At 71.6% G+C, this 16,895-nt stretch carries 17 protein-coding genes and 2 tRNA genes; 14 read left to right on the forward strand and 5 right to left on the reverse strand.

What is annotated here, in order from left to right; all coding sequences use genetic code 11:
* Nucleotides 1-167 precede the first annotated feature (167 nt).
* Genes HZB25_00390 through HZB25_00405 form a run of 4 tightly spaced genes read right to left on the reverse strand, consistent with a single transcriptional unit; the run spans nt 168 to nt 2,812 of the window.
* Entirely contained in the window at nt 168-911 is a 744-nt protein-coding gene (locus HZB25_00390; GenBank protein ID MBI5835678.1) for a sulfite exporter TauE/SafE family protein, read from the reverse strand.
* A 27-nt stretch (nt 912-938) separates the two neighbouring features.
* Nucleotides 939-1,292: a hypothetical protein gene (locus tag HZB25_00395; protein MBI5835679.1), complete on the reverse strand. Its 354-nt coding sequence runs from the start codon at nt 1,290-1,292 to the stop codon at nt 939-941.
* A gap of 34 nt (nt 1,293-1,326) precedes the next feature.
* Nucleotides 1,327-1,515, reverse strand: a complete 189-nt coding sequence (locus HZB25_00400; protein ID MBI5835680.1) for a hypothetical protein — start codon at nt 1,513-1,515, stop codon at nt 1,327-1,329.
* A gap of 19 nt (nt 1,516-1,534) precedes the next feature.
* Nucleotides 1,535-2,812 (reverse strand): cytochrome c3 family protein, encoded by a 1,278-nt coding sequence (locus HZB25_00405; protein MBI5835681.1) that lies wholly within the window; start codon nt 2,810-2,812, stop codon nt 1,535-1,537.
* Nucleotides 2,813-3,026: 214 nt separating this feature from the next.
* Here HZB25_00405 and HZB25_00410 point away from each other — a divergent pair.
* The 11 genes from HZB25_00410 (at nt 3,027) to mqnC (ending at nt 12,751) form a co-directional block, all read left to right on the forward strand.
* Nucleotides 3,027-3,100, forward strand: a tRNA-Gln gene (locus HZB25_00410).
* A gap of 283 nt (nt 3,101-3,383) precedes the next feature.
* Nucleotides 3,384-3,458 (forward strand) — tRNA-Glu (locus HZB25_00415).
* Between the two features lie 142 nt (nt 3,459-3,600).
* A complete protein-coding gene (gene amrB, locus HZB25_00420) occupies nt 3,601-4,911 on the forward strand; it encodes an AmmeMemoRadiSam system protein B (protein MBI5835682.1) in 1,311 nt (436 codons plus the stop codon).
* 23 nt (nt 4,912-4,934) lie between these two features.
* Complete coding sequence (locus HZB25_00425) at nt 4,935-5,822, forward strand: UbiA family prenyltransferase (GenBank protein ID MBI5835683.1); 888 nt, start codon at nt 4,935-4,937, stop codon at nt 5,820-5,822.
* 9 nt (nt 5,823-5,831) lie between these two features.
* The gene (locus tag HZB25_00430) at nt 5,832-6,491 is read left to right on the forward strand and encodes a UbiX family flavin prenyltransferase (protein MBI5835684.1); all 660 of its coding nucleotides are present in this window, start codon (nt 5,832-5,834) and stop codon (nt 6,489-6,491) included.
* Nucleotides 6,488-8,272, forward strand: coding sequence for a UbiD family decarboxylase (locus HZB25_00435; GenBank protein ID MBI5835685.1), 1,785 nt, complete (start codon nt 6,488-6,490; stop codon nt 8,270-8,272). Before HZB25_00430 ends, HZB25_00435 begins: the two co-directional genes overlap by 4 nt.
* A 340-nt stretch (nt 8,273-8,612) precedes the next feature.
* Complete coding sequence (locus tag HZB25_00440; GenBank protein MBI5835686.1) at nt 8,613-9,074, forward strand: peptidylprolyl isomerase; 462 nt, start codon at nt 8,613-8,615, stop codon at nt 9,072-9,074.
* A 130-nt stretch (nt 9,075-9,204) separates the two neighbouring features.
* Nucleotides 9,205-9,705: a peptidylprolyl isomerase gene (locus tag HZB25_00445; protein ID MBI5835687.1), complete on the forward strand. Its 501-nt coding sequence runs from the start codon at nt 9,205-9,207 to the stop codon at nt 9,703-9,705.
* A gap of 76 nt (nt 9,706-9,781) precedes the next feature.
* Complete coding sequence (gene mqnE / locus HZB25_00450) at nt 9,782-10,885, forward strand: aminofutalosine synthase MqnE (GenBank protein MBI5835688.1); 1,104 nt, start codon at nt 9,782-9,784, stop codon at nt 10,883-10,885.
* Entirely contained in the window at nt 10,882-11,676 is a 795-nt protein-coding gene (locus tag HZB25_00455) for a menaquinone biosynthesis protein (GenBank protein MBI5835689.1), read from the forward strand. The genes mqnE and HZB25_00455 overlap by 4 nt, the downstream gene beginning before the upstream one ends.
* 1 nt (nt 11,677) lies before the next feature.
* A complete protein-coding gene (gene mqnC / locus HZB25_00460; protein ID MBI5835690.1) occupies nt 11,678-12,751 on the forward strand; it encodes a dehypoxanthine futalosine cyclase in 1,074 nt (357 codons plus the stop codon).
* A 24-nt stretch (nt 12,752-12,775) separates the two neighbouring features.
* On the opposite strand, the gene HZB25_00465 is transcribed toward mqnC, so the two are convergent.
* Nucleotides 12,776-13,606 carry an ABC transporter substrate-binding protein gene (locus HZB25_00465; GenBank protein MBI5835691.1) on the reverse strand — a complete coding sequence of 277 codons (831 nt, stop codon included), beginning with the start codon at nt 13,604-13,606 and terminating at the stop codon, nt 12,776-12,778.
* A 235-nt stretch (nt 13,607-13,841) separates the two neighbouring features.
* Between HZB25_00465 and HZB25_00470 the strand changes: the two genes are divergently transcribed.
* The 3 genes from HZB25_00470 (at nt 13,842) to HZB25_00480 (ending at nt 16,891) form a co-directional block, all read left to right on the forward strand.
* Nucleotides 13,842-14,297: a rhodanese-like domain-containing protein gene (locus tag HZB25_00470; protein MBI5835692.1), complete on the forward strand. Its 456-nt coding sequence runs from the start codon at nt 13,842-13,844 to the stop codon at nt 14,295-14,297.
* Nucleotides 14,298-14,466: 169 nt separating this feature from the next.
* A complete protein-coding gene (locus tag HZB25_00475) occupies nt 14,467-14,937 on the forward strand; it encodes a purine-binding chemotaxis protein CheW (protein MBI5835693.1) in 471 nt (156 codons plus the stop codon).
* A 13-nt stretch (nt 14,938-14,950) separates the two neighbouring features.
* Complete coding sequence (locus HZB25_00480) at nt 14,951-16,891, forward strand: chemotaxis protein CheA (protein MBI5835694.1); 1,941 nt, start codon at nt 14,951-14,953, stop codon at nt 16,889-16,891.
* The last annotated feature ends 4 nt before the right edge of the window (nt 16,892-16,895 follow it).

Raw genomic sequence — 16,895 nt, forward strand, 5'->3', positions numbered from 1 at the left:
GCGGCTCGCGCGGGCGCGCACGGCGCTGGCCGCGGCGGCGCTCTAGCCGGCGCTCCGGGCGGCGCGACGCGCGGCCGGGCCGCCCCCGCACCGCGCGGCCCGGCCGCCCGCGCGCGGCATGATGCGCGCGCGGCGTCCGCAACGCGCCCGGCGCGCCCGTGTTGCGCCTAGCGCGCGAACATCAACTTCGCCCCCGCCACCACCAGCACCGCCGCGAGCAGGAATCCCAGCGTGCGCGGGGCGAGCCGGCGGCTTCCGAGCCCCGAGCCGATCAGCCCGCCCGCGCCCGCCGCGGCCAGCCACACCGGCAGGGCGGTCGGCAGCGCCCGCGTCGAGATCATGTGACCCGCCAGGCCCGCCGCCGAGTTCACCAGGATGAAGGCCGCCACCAGCGCGGACGTCTGCCGGATGGTGGCCCAGCGCGCCTGGCGCACCAGCGGCGAGAGGAAGATCCCCCCGCCCGTGCCGGTGATCCCGGAGAGAAAGCCGATGCCCGCTCCCGCGATCGCCGCCAGCGGCCGGGGCACGGTGCGGTCCGCGCGGTCGTCCCGATGCGCGGCCGACCACGCCATGCGCGCCGCGGCCCCCCACAGCACCGCGCCCACCAGCACCCGGTACCAGGTGCCCGGGAGCGCCAGGGCGCCCCCGAGGAAAGCGAACGGCACGGAGCCCACCGCGAAGGGCCAGAACAGGCCCGCGCGGAAGTGGCCGGCGCGCGCGAAGCGCACCGTGCCGATGGCCGCCACCAGGAGGTTGAGGGTGAGCGCGGTGGGCTTCATCACCGCCGGGGCGGCGCCTGCCAGCGCCATCGCGGCGAGGTAGCCCGAGGCCCCCGCGTGGCCCACCGAGGAGTACAGCAGTGCGGCGAAGAAGAAGAGGACGGTGAGCAGCATCTCCGGCTGGATGTGCATCCGGGGGGTGATTCGGCTTGTCGGGCGCTAGTGCCCCGTGCCCGACTGGCCTTCCCAGTGGCGCTTTACGTGCGGATCCTCGACCTTCTCGAGGCCCACCAGTTGCCACAGCGCGGGGCCGCCATTGAGGTCGGCGTGGATCACCAACGCGTGGAATGCGTGGCAGTGGGGGCACTCGGCGAAGTCGTCGCCGCCCCGCCGGCGCAGCACCCGCACCAGCGCGGGGTGGGCCTGGTTCAGCGCGATGCCACCCATCTGCTCGATGGCCTCCAGGTCCTGCCTGGAGAGCACCACCTTCCGGCAGTGACCGCAGCTGAGGTCCTTCGCGTCGCTGACCAGCTTGCGCCCGCGGCGCCTGGCGTCCGTTCCCATCCTCTTCAAGGCTCCCATCCCGCCCGGGCGGTCCCGGCGGCGCTCAGGCCACGTCGATCTTCTGAATTTCGAGCTCCATGCGGCGGATGTCGCCCAGGAGCCGGGGCACCTCGATGCCCCGTTCATAGCGGTCCAGGCTGGCCTTCATCTCGGCCAGCTCCGCGCGCGCATTCTCGAGTTCGCGGGCCAGCGCCGCCCGGCGCCCGCTGCGATTCGCGACCAACTGGGTCATACCCCGCACCTCCCGGAGATCACTCCTTCTGCTTGTCGCGAATCTTAGACGCCGCGCGCGGGCCCGTCAAGGCAGCCGGGCCGGAGGCTTCCTCGTACTTGCGGACCCGGGCCGAGCCGCCCCCGGAGCCTTCCGAGGCCAGCAGGGCGGGCGAGCCGGCGATGTTGTGGCACTGGTCGCAGCCGTCGGGACCGGAGCCCTTGCGGGCCTCCCACACCAGCCCGAACGGCTGCTCCGAGCCGTGGGCCCGGTGGCAGCTCAGGCAGAAGACGCCGTTCTGCGGAGACACGGCGCGGGAGGCGGCGTAATCGGCCGCACCCGGCTGGACGAAGCGGACGCGTCCCTGGCTGGCGAAGCCCGAGCCGACGCCGTCCACCCAGTGGGCCGGCTGGGTGCGGCCGGTGGCGGCGCCCTGGCCGACCGAATTGGTGGAGCCGCGCTCGCTTTCGTAAGAGGGGTGGCGCACGAATCCGTCCCCGCCCGGGTGGCCCACGTTCGAGGCGCCGGAGAAGCTGTGATGACAGTCGAGGCACATGTTGGAGGCCTCGCGCAGCTGCACGCTGCCCAGCGTGCCGAAGGACACGTTCGACTCCTCGTAGCGCGACATGCCGGTGGCGGCAGGGTTGGTGAACAGGCCGAGGTCGGGCGTGCCGTCAGGGTCGCTGGCCCAGCGGAGATTGCGGGCGACGTTGTTCCCGTGGGGGTCGTGGCAATCGATGCAGGTCACTTGCTTCGCCCCGCCGGAGTGGCAGCGGGTGCAGAAGTCCGTTCCGCCGGGCAGCCCGCGGCCCAGCGAGTGTCCGGTGACGCTCCGCACCCCGGGGACCTGGAAATGCCCGGCGGACCGTTGCGAGAGGCCGTTGACGTCGGCGGCCACCACGTCCGGGACGTAGACCATTCCGTCGTGGCAGGTGAGGCACAGGTCCAGGGGGTCGTCCGTCTTGAGCAGCCACGGGCTGGGATTGACCGCGGCGGAAGTGAATCGGGCCGGGCCGGTTCCGATGCTGCCGCCCGCCGCCATAAACGCGGCGCCGCCGGTGCCCTGGCCTGCCGGACCGGGTCCGGGCTGCGCGGAGTGGGGGGTGTTGTGCATCACGTGACAGTCGCCACACAGCAGCCGCGTGCCATTGTGGTAGCGGGGTCGGGCGTCGGGGAACCCGCCCGGGGCGAGAGCGCGCCGGTCGGTGTGGATGGGGGCCGAGGCGGCGGACCGGCACGCGCCGGGAATCGCCGCGAAGATCGAGGCGCCGGCGATGCAGGCCGCCAGAAGCGGGAGGGCGCTACAGGTCCGATCCATGGAAGTCTCCCCCTGGTGCGATCCGGGCGGCCCCTCGGGCCTCCGGAGCGTTCACTCCGGCTTGACACCCGGGCTTGCCCGCTGGTACAGTATTCGGGCGCTGCGGGAGCCGGAAGGCTCCGGACCGCGGCTGTATCGTATTCTGTGGCTTGGCTTTCCAGCGTAGATCGACCCGCGGGAGCCCCGGCGAGGGACACTGCGGCGGCGCCGGTGCTGGGGGATCGTCCAACGGCAGGACATGCGGCTCTGGACCGTAGAATCTAGGTTCGAATCCTAGTCCCCCAGCCAACATGCCACGCCCGTCCGGCCCGCGCCGGGCGGGCTTTCGCGTGACATGCGCCGGACGTGCGGGTCGGCCCCGGGCCCCGGGGTCAATTTCGGCATCCGGGGCGCGGATGTTGAGCCCGCTTCCGGCGCCCCCAGCGACCCGCTCCCCGGGGGCGAATGTCTTGCGTGGCTTGGGTTTGGCCCCCGAATCGGGCGCAGAATCCTCTTGCGCGCGGTGCCGGGAATGGCCTAGTATTTTCGAGTTCCGATCGCCTCGGAATCGGCCTGTGCGTCCAAAGTCTGTGGCGCTATCGTCTAGTGGTCAGGACGGGTGGTTCTCAGCCATCAAACCGGGGTTCGACTCCCCGTAGCGCTACCAATCTTCAAGGGCCCGGCGGGTGCCGGGCCCGCTTGTTTTCCTCCCGGACGGGGCTATGCTGCCCGGGGCCTGAGCGCACCGGCCGCGATTCGCCAGCGGACGTGCCCCGCGTGACCATCTCCGCATCGAACCGAAAGGAACCATGGCGGACCTCATCCAGATCCAGGACCCGGGAGAGTCGGGCACGCTGCGGCCGCTGCTGCGCCCGCTCGAGGTCACGGCGGTGCAGGACCAGGGTCGCGACCTGCTGGTGCTCGCCGATCCGCTCCACGTGGTGGAGGACGCGGTGGTGCTGCCGGTGGAGTACCTGCCGCTGCTCGAGCTGCTGGACGGCTCGCGCACCGTGGAGCAGCTCGCGGCGTTCGTGCTGAAGGAGACCGGGGACCTGCAGGTCGGCGGGCTGCTGCGCCAGCTGGTGGGCCGGCTGGACGAGTTGCTGCTGCTGGACTCGCCGCGCTTCCAGGACGCCTGGCGGCGCCTCCAGCGGGAGTACCGGGGCCTGCCGGTGCGGGCGGCCGCGCTCGCGGGGATCAGCTACCCGGAGGAGCCCGCCGAACTGCGCGCGCACCTGGCCGGCCTCCGCGAGGAGGCCCTGAAGTTCCGGCCCGCGGAAGCGGACCACGCGCCCGCCGACGCGCTGGTGTCGCCGCACATCGACCCGCGGCGCGGCGGGCCGGCCATGGCGCTGGCCTACCTCTCCTGGGAGGACGCGGCCCCCAGGCTGATCGTGCCCGGCGGGGACCACCGCGAGCCCGACGTGGTGGCCGCGTTCGGCACCGGGCATGCCGTGCTGGGCAGCCTGGTGGTGCCTACGCGCAAGGACTTCGAGACGCCGCTGGGGACAGTCCCGACGTGCGTACCCGTGGTGGACGCCCTGGCCGCGGAATTCGGCGACGAGGTGTTCGCCGAGGAGATCGCGCACCGCGACGAGCACTCGCTGGAGTTCCAGGCGCTGTTCCTGGCCTCGCTGATGGAGCGCGGGGCTCGATTCGAGATGGTGCCGCTGCTGTGCGGACCGTTCTCGGGCTTCCTGGAGGCCGGCAGAAGGCCCTCGGACGACGAGGTGGTGAACCACTTCGTGGACACGCTCCGGGGCGCGCTCAAGGCTACCGGTCGGCGGGTGCGCTTCCTGGCGGGCGTGGATCTCTCGCACGTCGGCATGCGCTTCGGGGATGACTGGAAGCCCACCGAGGACAACCTGGTGCGGCTGGAGGAGAGCGACCGCGCCCTGGTGGACGCGGCGCTGACCGGGGACGCCGAGCAGTGGTTCGACGCGGTGGCGAGGGAGCGCAACCGCACGCAGGTGTGCGGCTTCTCCGCGATCTACCTGATGCTGCGCGTGATGGGCGGCGGACGCGGCCGGCTGCTGCGCTACGAACAGTCCCCCGAGGAGGATTCCGCCTCGGTGGTGACCTACGCCGCCATCGCCTTCGAGGCCGACGGCCGCGCCTGAAGGGCGGGGCCGCGAGGAGCGCCGTGGGGGCGGACACGACCGCACATGCCGGGCCGGAAGGGCCGGCGTTCACCTGGGCCCGGTTCCGGTCCTACGTGAAGCTGGAGCACACGCTCTTCTCCGTGCCGGTGCTGCTGGCGGCGGCGGTGCTGGCGGCAGGCGGCCTGCCGCCGTGGGACCGCGTCCTGGTCACCCTGGTGGCCGCGGCGGGGGCGCGCACCGCGGGCATGAGCCTCAACCGGATCGTGGACCGCCGCCTGGACGCGCTCAATCCGCGGACCGCCGCGCGCGAGCTTCCGGCGGGCAGGATCTCGCTGCCGCAGGCGTGGATCGCCACCGTGGCGGCGCTGCTGGTGTACGAGGCCGGTGCGTTCTACCTGGCCCCGGTGTGCGTGGCGCTCTCGCCGCTGCCGGTGCTGGTGTTCTGGGGTTACCCGTACCTGAAGCGGTTCACGCCGCTGGCGCATTTCGGGGTGGGCCTGGCGCTGGCGTTGGCGCCGCTTGGGGCGTACCTCGCGGTGCGCCCGGACCCGGGGCCGGCGCTGCGCGGGGCCGCGCCACTGGCGCTGTTCACCTTCTTCTGGGTCAGCGGGTTCGACATCATCTACTCCACGATGGACGAGGCTTCCGACCGGCGCAACGGATTGCACTCGATGCCCGCGGACCTGGGCGCGCGCCGGGCGCTGGCGGTCTCGGCGGCGCTGCACGCGCTGGCCTTCGCCGCGCTGGGCTGGCTGACGTTCACCCGCCTGCACGGGCCCGTCGCGTGGGTGGCGCTGGCGGGTTGCGGCGCGCTGCTGCTGCTGGAGCACCGGAACGCCACCGACGTGAACCTGGCGTTCTTCAAGTTCAACGCCTGGCTGAGTTTCGCGGTGCTGGCGCTGGTGCTGGCCGGCGTGTTCCTGGGATAGGAGACCCGAGTGTCCGTGCTGGTGGCCATCAGCGGAGCGTCCGGGGCGCCCTACGCGGTGCGCTTCCTGCAGCGCTGCCCGGGTGAGAAGGACCTGGTGGTCTCGCGCTGGGCGCGCGAGATCCTGCGCGACGAGTGCGGTCTGACCCTGGACGACCTGCGCCCGCTGGTGCGCAACATCTACCCGCCGGAGAACGCCATGGCCACGCCCCCGGCGTCGGGCTCAAACCGCTACGAGGCCATGGTGGTGATCCCGTGCAGCGTGGCCACCCTGGCCCGCATCCGCCACGGGCTGGCCGACACCCTGCTCACTCGCGCCGCCGAGACCATGCTCAAGGAGCGCCGGCGGCTGGTGCTGTGCGTGCGCGAGACGCCGCTGTCCACCGCCGCGCTGGAGAACGCCGCGTGGCTGTCGCACGAGGGGGTGGTGGTGATGCCCGCCGCGCCCCCGTTCTACAAGCACCCCGCCTCGCTGGAAGAGCTGGTGGACCACTTCGTGGACAAGGTGCTGGGGGTGCTCGGCGTGGCCGACCCGCGGCCCTTCGAGGGGCTCCGGCCCGCCGCGGCTGGCGAGGCGTCCCTGCGCCTGGTTCCCGGCGCCGGCGAGGCCGGCCCGCGGGCCGGGGAGCCGCAACCCGGCGGTGGTGCGGACGAGGGGGAGTCCGAGTGAGCTTCCGCAACCTCCGCGACTACCTGGCCGCGCTGGACCGCGACGGGGACCTCAAGCGGGTCTCGGTGCCGGTGAGCTCCCACCTCGAGATCACCGAGATCGCCCGCCGTGCAATCCTGCACGGCGGGCCGGCGATCCTCTTCGAGAAGGTGGAGGGTGCGGATTACCCCGTGGCCATTAACCTGTACGCCACCGACCGCCGCATGGAGCGGGCGCTGCGCGGCCACCCCGCGGAATTGGGCGAGGCATTCACCCGGCTGGCGCACGCCTTCCAGCCACCGAAGCCCGGCGCCATCTGGCGGGAGCGCGGCACGCTGCTGCGCGGCCTGGCCATGCGGCCGCCGCGGCTGGCGCCCGGCCCCGCGCAGCAGGTGGTGGAGGAACCCGACCTGGACCGGCTGCCAATCCTGAAATGCTGGCCCGGGGACGGCGGCCCGTTCATCACTTTTCCCCTGGTGCTCACGCGCAGCCCCTCGGACGGCCGGCGCAACCTGGGCACGTATCGCCTGCACAAGTTCGACGCGCGCACCACCGGGGCGCACTGGCAGATCATGAAAGGCGGCGGGTACCACTACGTGGAGGCCGAGAAGCTGGGCCGGCCTCTGCCCATGGCGGTGGTCCTGGGCGGCGACCCGGCGCTGATGTTCTCGGCCATCTGCCCGCTGCCCGAGGGCGTGGACGAGGTGGCCTTCGCGGGATTCCTGCGCGGCTGCCCGGTGCCGATGGCCCGGGGCGCGAGCGTGCCCCTGGAGGTGCCCTCGGAGGCCGAGTTCATCCTCGAGGGCTTCGTGCCCCCGCACGAGCGGCGCGTGGAGGGTCCCTTCGGCGACCACTTCGGCCACTACTCGGCCGCCGCGGCGTTCCCGGTGTTCCATCTCTCGAAGGTCACGCGCCGCCGCGACGCCATCTACCCGGCGACGGTGGTGGGCCAGCCGCCCATGGAGGACAAGTTCCTGGGCAACGCGGTGCAGCTGCTGTTCAAGCCCATCCTCAGGATCCTGCATCCCGAGCTGTGCGACATGTGGACCTACTACGAGACCGGCTTCCACAATCTGCTGGTGGTCTCCGTGGACAGCCGCTATGCCAAGGAGGCGGTGAAGACCGCACTGTCCCTGCTCGGCGAAGGCCAGCTGGGCCTCACCAAGATCGCCGTGGTGGTGGACCCCGACGTGGATGTGCGCGACTTCCGCGCGGTGCTGCGCGCGCTGCGCGAGCACTTCCGCCCGGAGGAGGACTTCCTGCTGCTGCCGGGACTGCCGCTGGACACGCTGGACTTCACCTCGTGCCGGCTGAACCTGGGCTCGAGGATGATCCTCGACGCCACGCGACGGCGCGACGGCGCCTCGCAGCGCGTGGTGGCGGAGGATCCGGCCCCCGCGCGTCCCCCGGGCAGCGTGGATCCGCGCGCGGTGGACCCGCGGGTGCTCGCCTCGTCCGTGGCGGAGGACACGTGGCTCACGGTGCAGGTCGCGCGCGACCCGCGCGAGGTGCTGCGCAGGCTCCTCGACGCCCCGCTGGACCCGCGGATCCGCTTCGTGGTCGCGGTGAGCCCGGACGTGCCGCTGGACGATCCGGTGCTGTGGCTGTGGGGCATGTTCACGCGCTTCGACGCCGCGCGCGACGTGTTCTTCGAAAGCTGCGACCTGGTGCACGCCGCCGCCGTGCCGCACGGCCGGATGGCCATTGACGCCACCTGGAAGCAGGGCTTCCCGGAGCCGCTGGTGATGTCCGGGGAAATCGTGAAGCGGGTGGATGCCCGCTGGAAGGAGTACGGGCTGTAGCGGCCGCCGCGCCCGTTGCCTGGAGCATCGACGCCATGGGGCGCGGAAACGCGCCCGAGTTCCGACGGGCGCGAAGGCGCGCCTGAAATTCAAGGGAGATGCCATGCGCAACCTGATCGCCGTCACCCTCGCCGCCGCGGTACTCTTTCCCGGGTGCGGCGGGTACAAGGCCGCCCAGTACGGCGGCACCACGGAGACGGCCGCGAAGGCCGAGGCCGGGAAGCCCGCCGAGGCCGGGAAGCCCGCCGAGGCCGGCAAGCCGGCGGACGCCGCCAAGCCGGCGGACGCCGCCAAGCCCGCGGAGGCAGCGAACCTGCCGCGGGTGCGGGTGGAGACCAGCATGGGCGTGATGGTCTTCGAACTGTGGACGGACCGGGCTCCCAAGTCCGCCGCCAACTTCCTCAAGCTGGCCGGCCAGGGCTTCTACGACGGCACGCTGTTCCACCGGGTGGAGCGCGGGTTCGTGATCCAGGGGGGCGACCCCAACACCCGCGGCGGCGACCCCGCCACGTGGGGCCAGGGCGGTCCCGGCTACCAGTTCGAGGACGAACCGGTGAAGGGCGAGTACTACAAGTACTCCCTGGCGATGGCCAACTCCGGGCCCAACACCAACGGCAGCCAGTTCTTCGTGTGCACCGGGGACCTGATCGGCCGCCTGCCGAAGCGCTACAACCTGTTCGGCCGGGTGGTGGAGGGCATGCCGGTGGCCGACGCCATGGACGCCGTGCCCACCCGCCCGGTGGCGGGCGGCATGCACAGTCCGGTCTCGGCCGTGAAAGTGATCCGGATGACGGTGTTGTAGGCCTGCTCCGAAGGACGGCCAGCCCTGCCCGTGGCGGGGCGGCCGCGCACCAGGAATCGCGCCCGGTCCGTGCCGGTGCGATCGCGAACGACAACCTCCGCCCCGCAGGACGGGGCTTCCAGGAGACACCATGCCCGAACCTGTCGCGCCGCGCGTGAAGCTGGAGACCAGCCACGGCGAGATGATCTTCGAGTTGCACCCCGACAAGGCGCCCGTCACGGTCGCCAACTTCCTGAAGCTGGTGCGCGAGGGCTTCTACGACGGCACCCTGTTCCACCGCGTCGAGCCGGGCTTCGTGATCCAGGGCGGCGACCCGCTCACCCGGACGCCCGACTCCGCCCGCTGGGGCACGGGCGGGCCCGGCTACAAGTTCCAGGACGAGCCGGTGCAGGGCGAATACCTGAAATATACTCTGGCGATGGCCAACGCCGGGCCCAACACCAACGGCAGCCAGTTCTTCGTGTGCACTTCCGACCTGACCGGCAAGCTCCCGAAGAACTACAATCTGTTCGGCAGGGTGGTGGAGGGGACCGGCACGGTGGACGCCATCGACCGCGTGCCGGTGGTCCATGCCGGCGGCTCGCGCCGCCCCAAGGACCCGGTCCGCGTGGAGAAGATCACCGAGCTGTAGCCGCGCGAAGCGCCGCACCGGCCCGCCCGTGGTCGCCGAATTCGAGACGATTCCTGGCCGTCCCCTTGGAGGATGGATGTCGCAAGTCACCGTGGACCTGGCAGTCGTGGACCCCGGGCTCGAACCCATCGCGGACAAGGCCCTGTCCGGGAGCCGGCTGACGCGCGAGGAGGGGGAGTACCTCTTCCGCACGCCGGACGTGCTGGGCCTGGGCCGGATCGCCGACGCCGTGCGCCGGCGCCGCCACGGCGACAACGCCTACTTCGTGCTGAACCGCCACATCAACCCGACCAACATCTGCGTCCTCTCGTGCAGGTTCTGCGAGTTCCAGGCCAAGAAGGGGGACGCCCACGCCTACGAGATGACCATCGAGGAGATTCTCGAGCGCTGCGGCGGCGACGTGCGCGAGGTGCACATCGTCGGCGGCCACCACTTCGACTGGCCCTTCGAGAAGTACGTGGGCATCGTGCGCGCCATCCACGAGGCCTACCCGGAGGTGCAGATCAAGGCGTGGACCGCGCCCGAGATCGATTTTTTCTGCAAGATCACGAAGAAGACGGTGGAGGAGGTGCTCACCGTCATGCGCGAGGCCGGCCTGCTCACCATGCCCGGGGGCGGCGCGGAGGTGTTCAGCGAGCGCGTCCGCCGCGAACTGTTCAGGGGCAAGATCTCCGCGGAGCGCTGGCTGGACATCCACCGCCGGGCGCACGCGATGGGGTTCAGGACCAATTGCACGCTGCTGTACGGGCACATCGAGACGCACGCGGAGCGCGTGGAGCACTTCCTCCGCCTGCGCGAGCTGCAGGACGAGACCGGCGGGTTCCAGGCCTTCATCCCGCTCTCGTTCCAACCCGGAAACACCGGGCTGGTGCGCCGCCCGGCCTCGGCGCTCGAGGACCTGCGCACCGTGGCCGCCGCCCGGTTGATGCTCGACAACATCGACCACATCAAGTCCTACTGGGTGATGCTGGGGGAGGACACCGCCGCCGTGGCGCTGCACTTCGGCGCCGACGACCTGGACGGCACCATCGGGCGGGAGAAGATCGTCCACATGCACGACGGGCAGGCGAAGTCGGCCGCCGGCCACACGCGCGACGAGCTGCTGCGCATGATCCGCGAGGCGCACCTCGTGCCGGTGGAGCGCGACGCGCTGTATCGCGTGGTGCAGGCGCACGCGTGAACACCGGGACCTCGCGGCGCGCCGTGATCGGGCGGATCGCGTACCTCAACACCGACCCGTTCTTCGAGGGGCTGGAGCTTCCCGACGCGGACACGATGTCCGTCCCGCCGCGCGAGCTGGCCCGGCTGTGCCGCGAAGGCGCGGTGGACGCCGGGGCCATCCCGGTGGCCGAGCTGTTCCGCATGGAGGCGGACTTCGAGCCGCTGGGCGGCATGGGCATCGCCTGCCGCGGGGCGGTGAACAGCGTGCTGTGCTTCGCGCGACGCCCGTTGGAGGAGCTGGATGGCGGTCGCGTGGCGCTTACTTCGCAGAGCGCCACCTCGGTGCGGCTGCTGCGCCTGCTGCTTGAGCGGCACCTCGGGGTGAAGCCGGCCTCCTACGCCCGTGGTTGGGTGGAGGGGGCGGACGCGTTTCTGGTCATCGGCGACGACGCGCTGCGGCGCGGCTACCACGGCGTGCGCGGGTTCCCTCACGTGCTGGACCTGTCGCAGGCGTGGAGCGCGTGGCAGGGGCTGCCGTTCGTGTTTGCCCGCTGGGCGGTGCGCCGCAGCCTGCCGGCCGCGGAGAAGCGGGGCCTGGCCGCGGCCCTCTCGAGGGGGCTGGACGCCGGGCTGGAGCGCGCCGGGGACATCGCCGCGCGCCGCTCGGCCGACATCGGCGTGCCCGCCCCCGAACTGGAGATCTACCTGCGCCGCTTCACCTACCGCTTCGGCGACGCCGAGGCCGAAGGCGAGGCGCGCTTCCGGAGGTTGCTTGAAGAGCACCAGCTCGCTGACTTCGATCCGCGCTAAGGTGGAGGCGCGCGAGCGCCTCTCGGTCGGGGACGGGTTGTTCCTGCTCACCCAGGCCGACCTGTTGCCGCTGGGGCAGCTGGCCCGGCGCGAGCGCTTCCGGCGCTTCCCGGAGCCGGTGGTCACCTACGTGGTGGACACCAACCCCAACTACACCAACTACTGCGAGACGGACTGCCTGTTCTGCGCGTTCTATCGCAAGCCGGGCGATCCCGCGGGCTACCTGTACACCGTCGAGCAGATGGTGGAGAAGTTCAAGGAGCACGCGGCCCTGGGCGCGACCACGATCCTGCTCCAGGGCGGCAACCACCCCGACCTGACGCTGGACTACCACGTGGCGCTGGTGCGCGAGTGCCGCCGGCAGGTGCCGCAGGTCACGCCGCACTTCTTCTCGCCCAGCGAGATACGCACCCTGGCCCGGGTGTGCTCGAAGACCGTCCCGGAGGTGCTCCAGGCGCTCTGGGATGCCGGCCAGCGGACGATCCCCGGGGGCGGCGCGGAGATCCTGTCCAACCGCGTGAAGCAGCGCATCAGCCCGAAGAAGGGCACCGCCGAGGACTGGCTGGACGTGATGCGCGAGGCCCACGGGATCGGCTTCCGCACCACCGCCACCATGATGTACGGCCACGTGGAGACCGACGAGGAGATTCTCGAACATCTGGACCGGCTGCGCCGGCTGCAGGACGAGACCGGTGGCTTCACCGCGTTCATCCCCTGGTGCTTCAAGCCCACCAACACCTGGCTCGAGCCCAAGGTGACGCACGTGCCCGGCAGCCACAAGTACCTGCGGGTGCTGGCGGTGGCGCGGCTGTTCCTGGACAACTTCGACCACGTGCAGGCGTCGTGGTTCTCGGAGGGGAAGAAGGCCGGCCAGATCGCGCTGCACTTCGGGGCGGACGACTTCGGCGGGACGATCCTCGAGGAGAACGTGCTGGCTTCCGCCGAGCACCACAACCGCACCACCATCGAGGAGATCCGGGACATCATCCGCGAGAGCGGCTTCGTGCCCGCGCAGCGGACCACCACCTACGAGATCCTCAGGCGTTTCGACGAGGCCCCGGTCGTCCTGCTGTAGCCGGGGCCGGCAGGCGGGGTCGCGCTACACGAACTTCACGTCTCCCACGGCCGGCAGGATGCCCGCGTCGGCCCCGCGCTTCCACAGCTCGCGCAGCGCCTCGCGGCCCTCCTGGCCCATGTCCTCGGTGTCGTCGTTGACGTACATGCGCACAAACTCGCGCGCCGTCTCGCGCTCGATGCCGCGCCCGAACTGCATGGCGTAGTCCAGGGCGTCGTCTTCGTGGGCGCGCGCGAAGCGCACGCTGTCGTGCAGCGCCACGCCGATCTCGGCGCACAGCGCTTCGCCCAGGTCGGCGCGCACGATGTCCAGGCCCAGCGGCAGCGGCAGCCGCGTCTCGCGCTCCCACCACTCGCCCAGGGATTCCACCAGGTGCAGTCCCATCTCGCGGTAGGTGAGCTGCCCCTCGTGGATGATCAGCCCCGCGGGCACCCGGCCCTGGATCACGGCGTCCGGAATCTGGTCGAAGGGCATCACCACCGGTTCCCACTCCTGGAGCCGCAGGCTCAGCAACAGGTGGGCCGTGGTGAGCAGCCCGGGCACGGCGATCTTCTTGCCCATGAGCGAGTTCAGTCCGCGGGGCACGGGCGCCACCACGGTGGGACCGTAGCCGCGGCCCACGCTCGAGCCGGAGTTGAGCACGTGGTAGCGCCCGTTCAGGTGCGCGAAGGCGTGGGCGGACACCGCCGTGACCTCCAGCTCCCCGCGCATGGCTCGCTCGTTGAGCGTCTGGATGTCCTCCATCACGTGCTCGATCCGGAAGTTCCGGACCTTCACATGGCCGTGGGCGAGTGCGTAGAACATGAAGGCGTCGTCGGGATCTGGGCTGTGGCCCACCCGGAGCACGGGGTCCATGGGGTTCCTTTCCATCGGGCTGGCGGGCACGGGGCGGTCGCTGCGCGGTTGCGGCCAGCGGGACCGGCCCCGGGCGATTTCGGGGGCTGCCGCGCGCCCGGGGGCCTGCGCGGCTGCGGCAGCCGGGGCATCTTCCCAGATTGTGCTCCGGGCGTCCATACTCGGGCCCGGCCCGGGCTCCCCGACGGGGTGCGCCGCGCCCGGGACGGGACTCATGCGAACGGAGGCACCCCACATGGCTCACAGGGACTGGAAGCTTCTTCTGGCGTTCGCGGCGGGGGCCTGCGTCATGGCCGGTTGCGGCCCCCGATCGCCGGAGGGTGGCGTCGCCCCCGGCTCGCAGTCGGCCGCCGTCTCGCCGTCCGCTCCCGGCACCTTCGACGACATTTCCCCCGGGCAGGCCCGGGACTATCTCTCCAAGGGCGCGTTCCTGCTCGACGTGCGCTTCCCGTACGAGTGGATGGACGACCTGGGTCACCTCGAGGGCGCGAAGCAGATTCCGGTGACCGACCTGGAGACCCGGCTCAAGGACCTGGAGCCGTATCGCGACAAGGACGTGGTGGTGTACTGCCGCTCCGGGGTCCGCAGCCGCGCCGCCGCCGATGTGCTGGCCCGCAGCGGCTTCGCCCACGTCCACAACCTGCGCGGGGGCCTGGAGGCCTACCGGGACTGGCAGAAAGGTCGTCGCTAGGGGCCAAACCGGCCACCGGATGCGCAATTGGGGCCGTGCCCGCGGGGCGCGGCCCCATTCGCGTGCCCGCCCGCCCCGCCAACCCTAAAGAAGTTGCCCGTTTTGGCCGATTCTTCAGTAGCGCCGGGAACCAACTTCCGGCCCGGATCTTCCCTTCGAGGAGAACTGAATGAACCAGCGCGACAGCTCCACGGCGCCGCGACAGCTGGTCAGTTTCCGGCTGGGCGAGGAAGAGTACGCCATCGACATCCTGAGCGTTCAGGAGATCATCCGCGTGGCCCGCGTCACGCCGGTCCCGAACGCGCCCCCCTTCGTGGTGGGCGTGCTGAATCTCCGTGGCAAGGTGATCCCGGTCGTGAGCCTGCGCACGCGCCTGGGCATGGCGCACGCCGACCTGACTTCCCGCACCCGCATCCTGGTGGCGGACCTGCCCCCGCACACCATCGGCTTCCGCGTGGACTCGGTGTCCGAGGTGATCCGCGTGCCGCTGGAGCAGATCGAGCCGCCTCCCGACACCGGCCCCCGCGGCCGGCCGGAGCCCTACGTGCAGGGCGTGGCGAAACTCGAGAACCGTCTGATCATGATCCTCGACCTGCAGCGGCTGCTCACCGAAGAAGAGTCCCAGTCCCTGGCGGCGTGAGGCCCTGGAGCCCGTGAACGACGAGATCCGGCAGAACCCCGAGCTCTTCTCCGACTTCCTCGCGGAGACCGAGGAACTCATCGAGACGCTCATCGAGGATGTGCTCTCGCTGGAGGAGGAGGGCGGCCACGAGGACGTGGTGAAGCGCGTCTTCCGCACGCTGCACACCCTGAAGGGCAACGCCGGCTTCCTCAACTTCTCCCCGATGGTGGACCTGAGCCACCACGCCGAGGACCTGGTGGCCCTGGTGCGCGACGGGCAGCTGCGCGTCTCGACCCCCATCACCGATTGCCTGCTGCTGGTCGCCGACCTGCTGCGCAACATGCTCGAGCACCTGCGCGACGAAGCCAATCCGCTGCCCGACGCCACGACGATCGAGGCGCGGATCGCCGGACTCGCCAGCGTGCCGCCGGGCCAGGCCGCCGGGGCGCCGGCCGGGCCGCCCGTTCCAGTCGCGCAGACCGTTCCAGCCGCGCCGCCCGTTCCAGTCGCGCTGCCCGTTCCGGCTGCGCCTTCGGCACCGGCTGTGACCTCCCTGCCCGCGGCCATGGCGCCCGTTCCGGCCGCGCCTTCCGCGGCGCGAGCGCCGGGTTCTTCCACCCCGCCGCCGTCCGTCTTCCCGCCGGTGCCCGCGCCCTTTGCGCCGTTCGCGCATGCGGCGGGCGCGGACTCCGAGGCCGACCGGGCCGGGCACGCCGGGGAAGCCGTGCACGCGGAGGCCCACGATGCCCACCGCGGTGACCGGGACGCGCAGACGGTGCGCGTGGACGTGGCGCGGATCGACCAGATCATGAACCAGGTCGGGGAACTGGTGTTGGAGCGCAACCGGCTGCAGCAGCTGGCCGGGGAGTTGCGCTCGGGCAAGCCCTCGGAGCGGCTCGCCGAATCGCTGGCCGACAACGCCGGGCGCATCCACGGCATCACCGCGGAGCTGCAGGCGGCGGTGCTGAAGGTGCGGATGGTCCCCGTCGAGCGGATCTTCCGCAAGTTCCCGCGCATGGTCCGCGACCTGGCCGCGAAACTGGGCAAGGAAGTGCAGTTCTCCATGGCCGGCGGCGACACCGAACTGGACAAGACGGTGGCCGAAGCCATCCTGGACCCGCTCACCCATCTGGTGCGCAACGCCCTCGACCACGGCATCGAGGCTCCCGGGGCCCGCCGCGCTGCGGGCAAGCCGGAAGCCGGCGCCTTGCTCCTCTCGGCGTCGCACGAAGGCAACCACATCCTGGTCCGCGTGGCCGACGACGGCGCAGGCATCGACCCGGCCCTGATCGGGCACAAGGCGGTGCGGCTGGGACTGGCGACCCAGGAGGCCGTGGACACGATGTCGCGCCCCGAGCTCATGGACCTGCTGTTCCTGCCCGGTCTCACCACCAACGAGTCGGTGAGCGAGGTCTCGGGGCGCGGGGTGGGCCTGGACGTGGTGCGCAGCCGCCTGAAGACCTACCACGGCATGATCGAGATCCTCTCCGAGCCCGGATGGGGAACGCAGGTCACGCTCAAGCTGCCGCTCACGCTGGCCATCGTGCCCAGCCTGTTTGTGGCGGTGGGCGAAGACCACTACGCGATCCCGCTGTCCTCGGTGATCGAAGTGGTGTCCGACGGGGGCGAGGGCCGCTACGAGTTCCAGGGCCGCCCGGTCCTGCGCTGGCGCGACCGCGTGCTGCCGCTGCTGGACCTGCGCGACCAGTTCCACCTCTCGGCCGCGCGGCTGCCGCGCCTGGGGCGGAAGATCGTGGTCGTGGGGCTGGCCGACAAGCAGGTGGGTTTCCTGGTGGACGGCATGGTCGGCCAGGAGGAAGTGGTGATCAAGACCCTCGGGGGATTCCTGGGCCGCGTCCCGGGGATCGCCGGCGGGACCATCATGGGAGACGGCCACGTGGCCTTGATCGTGGACATTCCGGCCCTGGTGGGCCTGGCCCGCGGCGCGGGATCCCCCGCGGCCGCCGCGTGAGGTG

Source organism: Candidatus Eisenbacteria bacterium, from assembly GCA_016235265.1.
Taxonomy (GTDB): domain Bacteria; phylum Eisenbacteria; class RBG-16-71-46; order RBG-16-71-46; family JACRLI01; genus JACRLI01.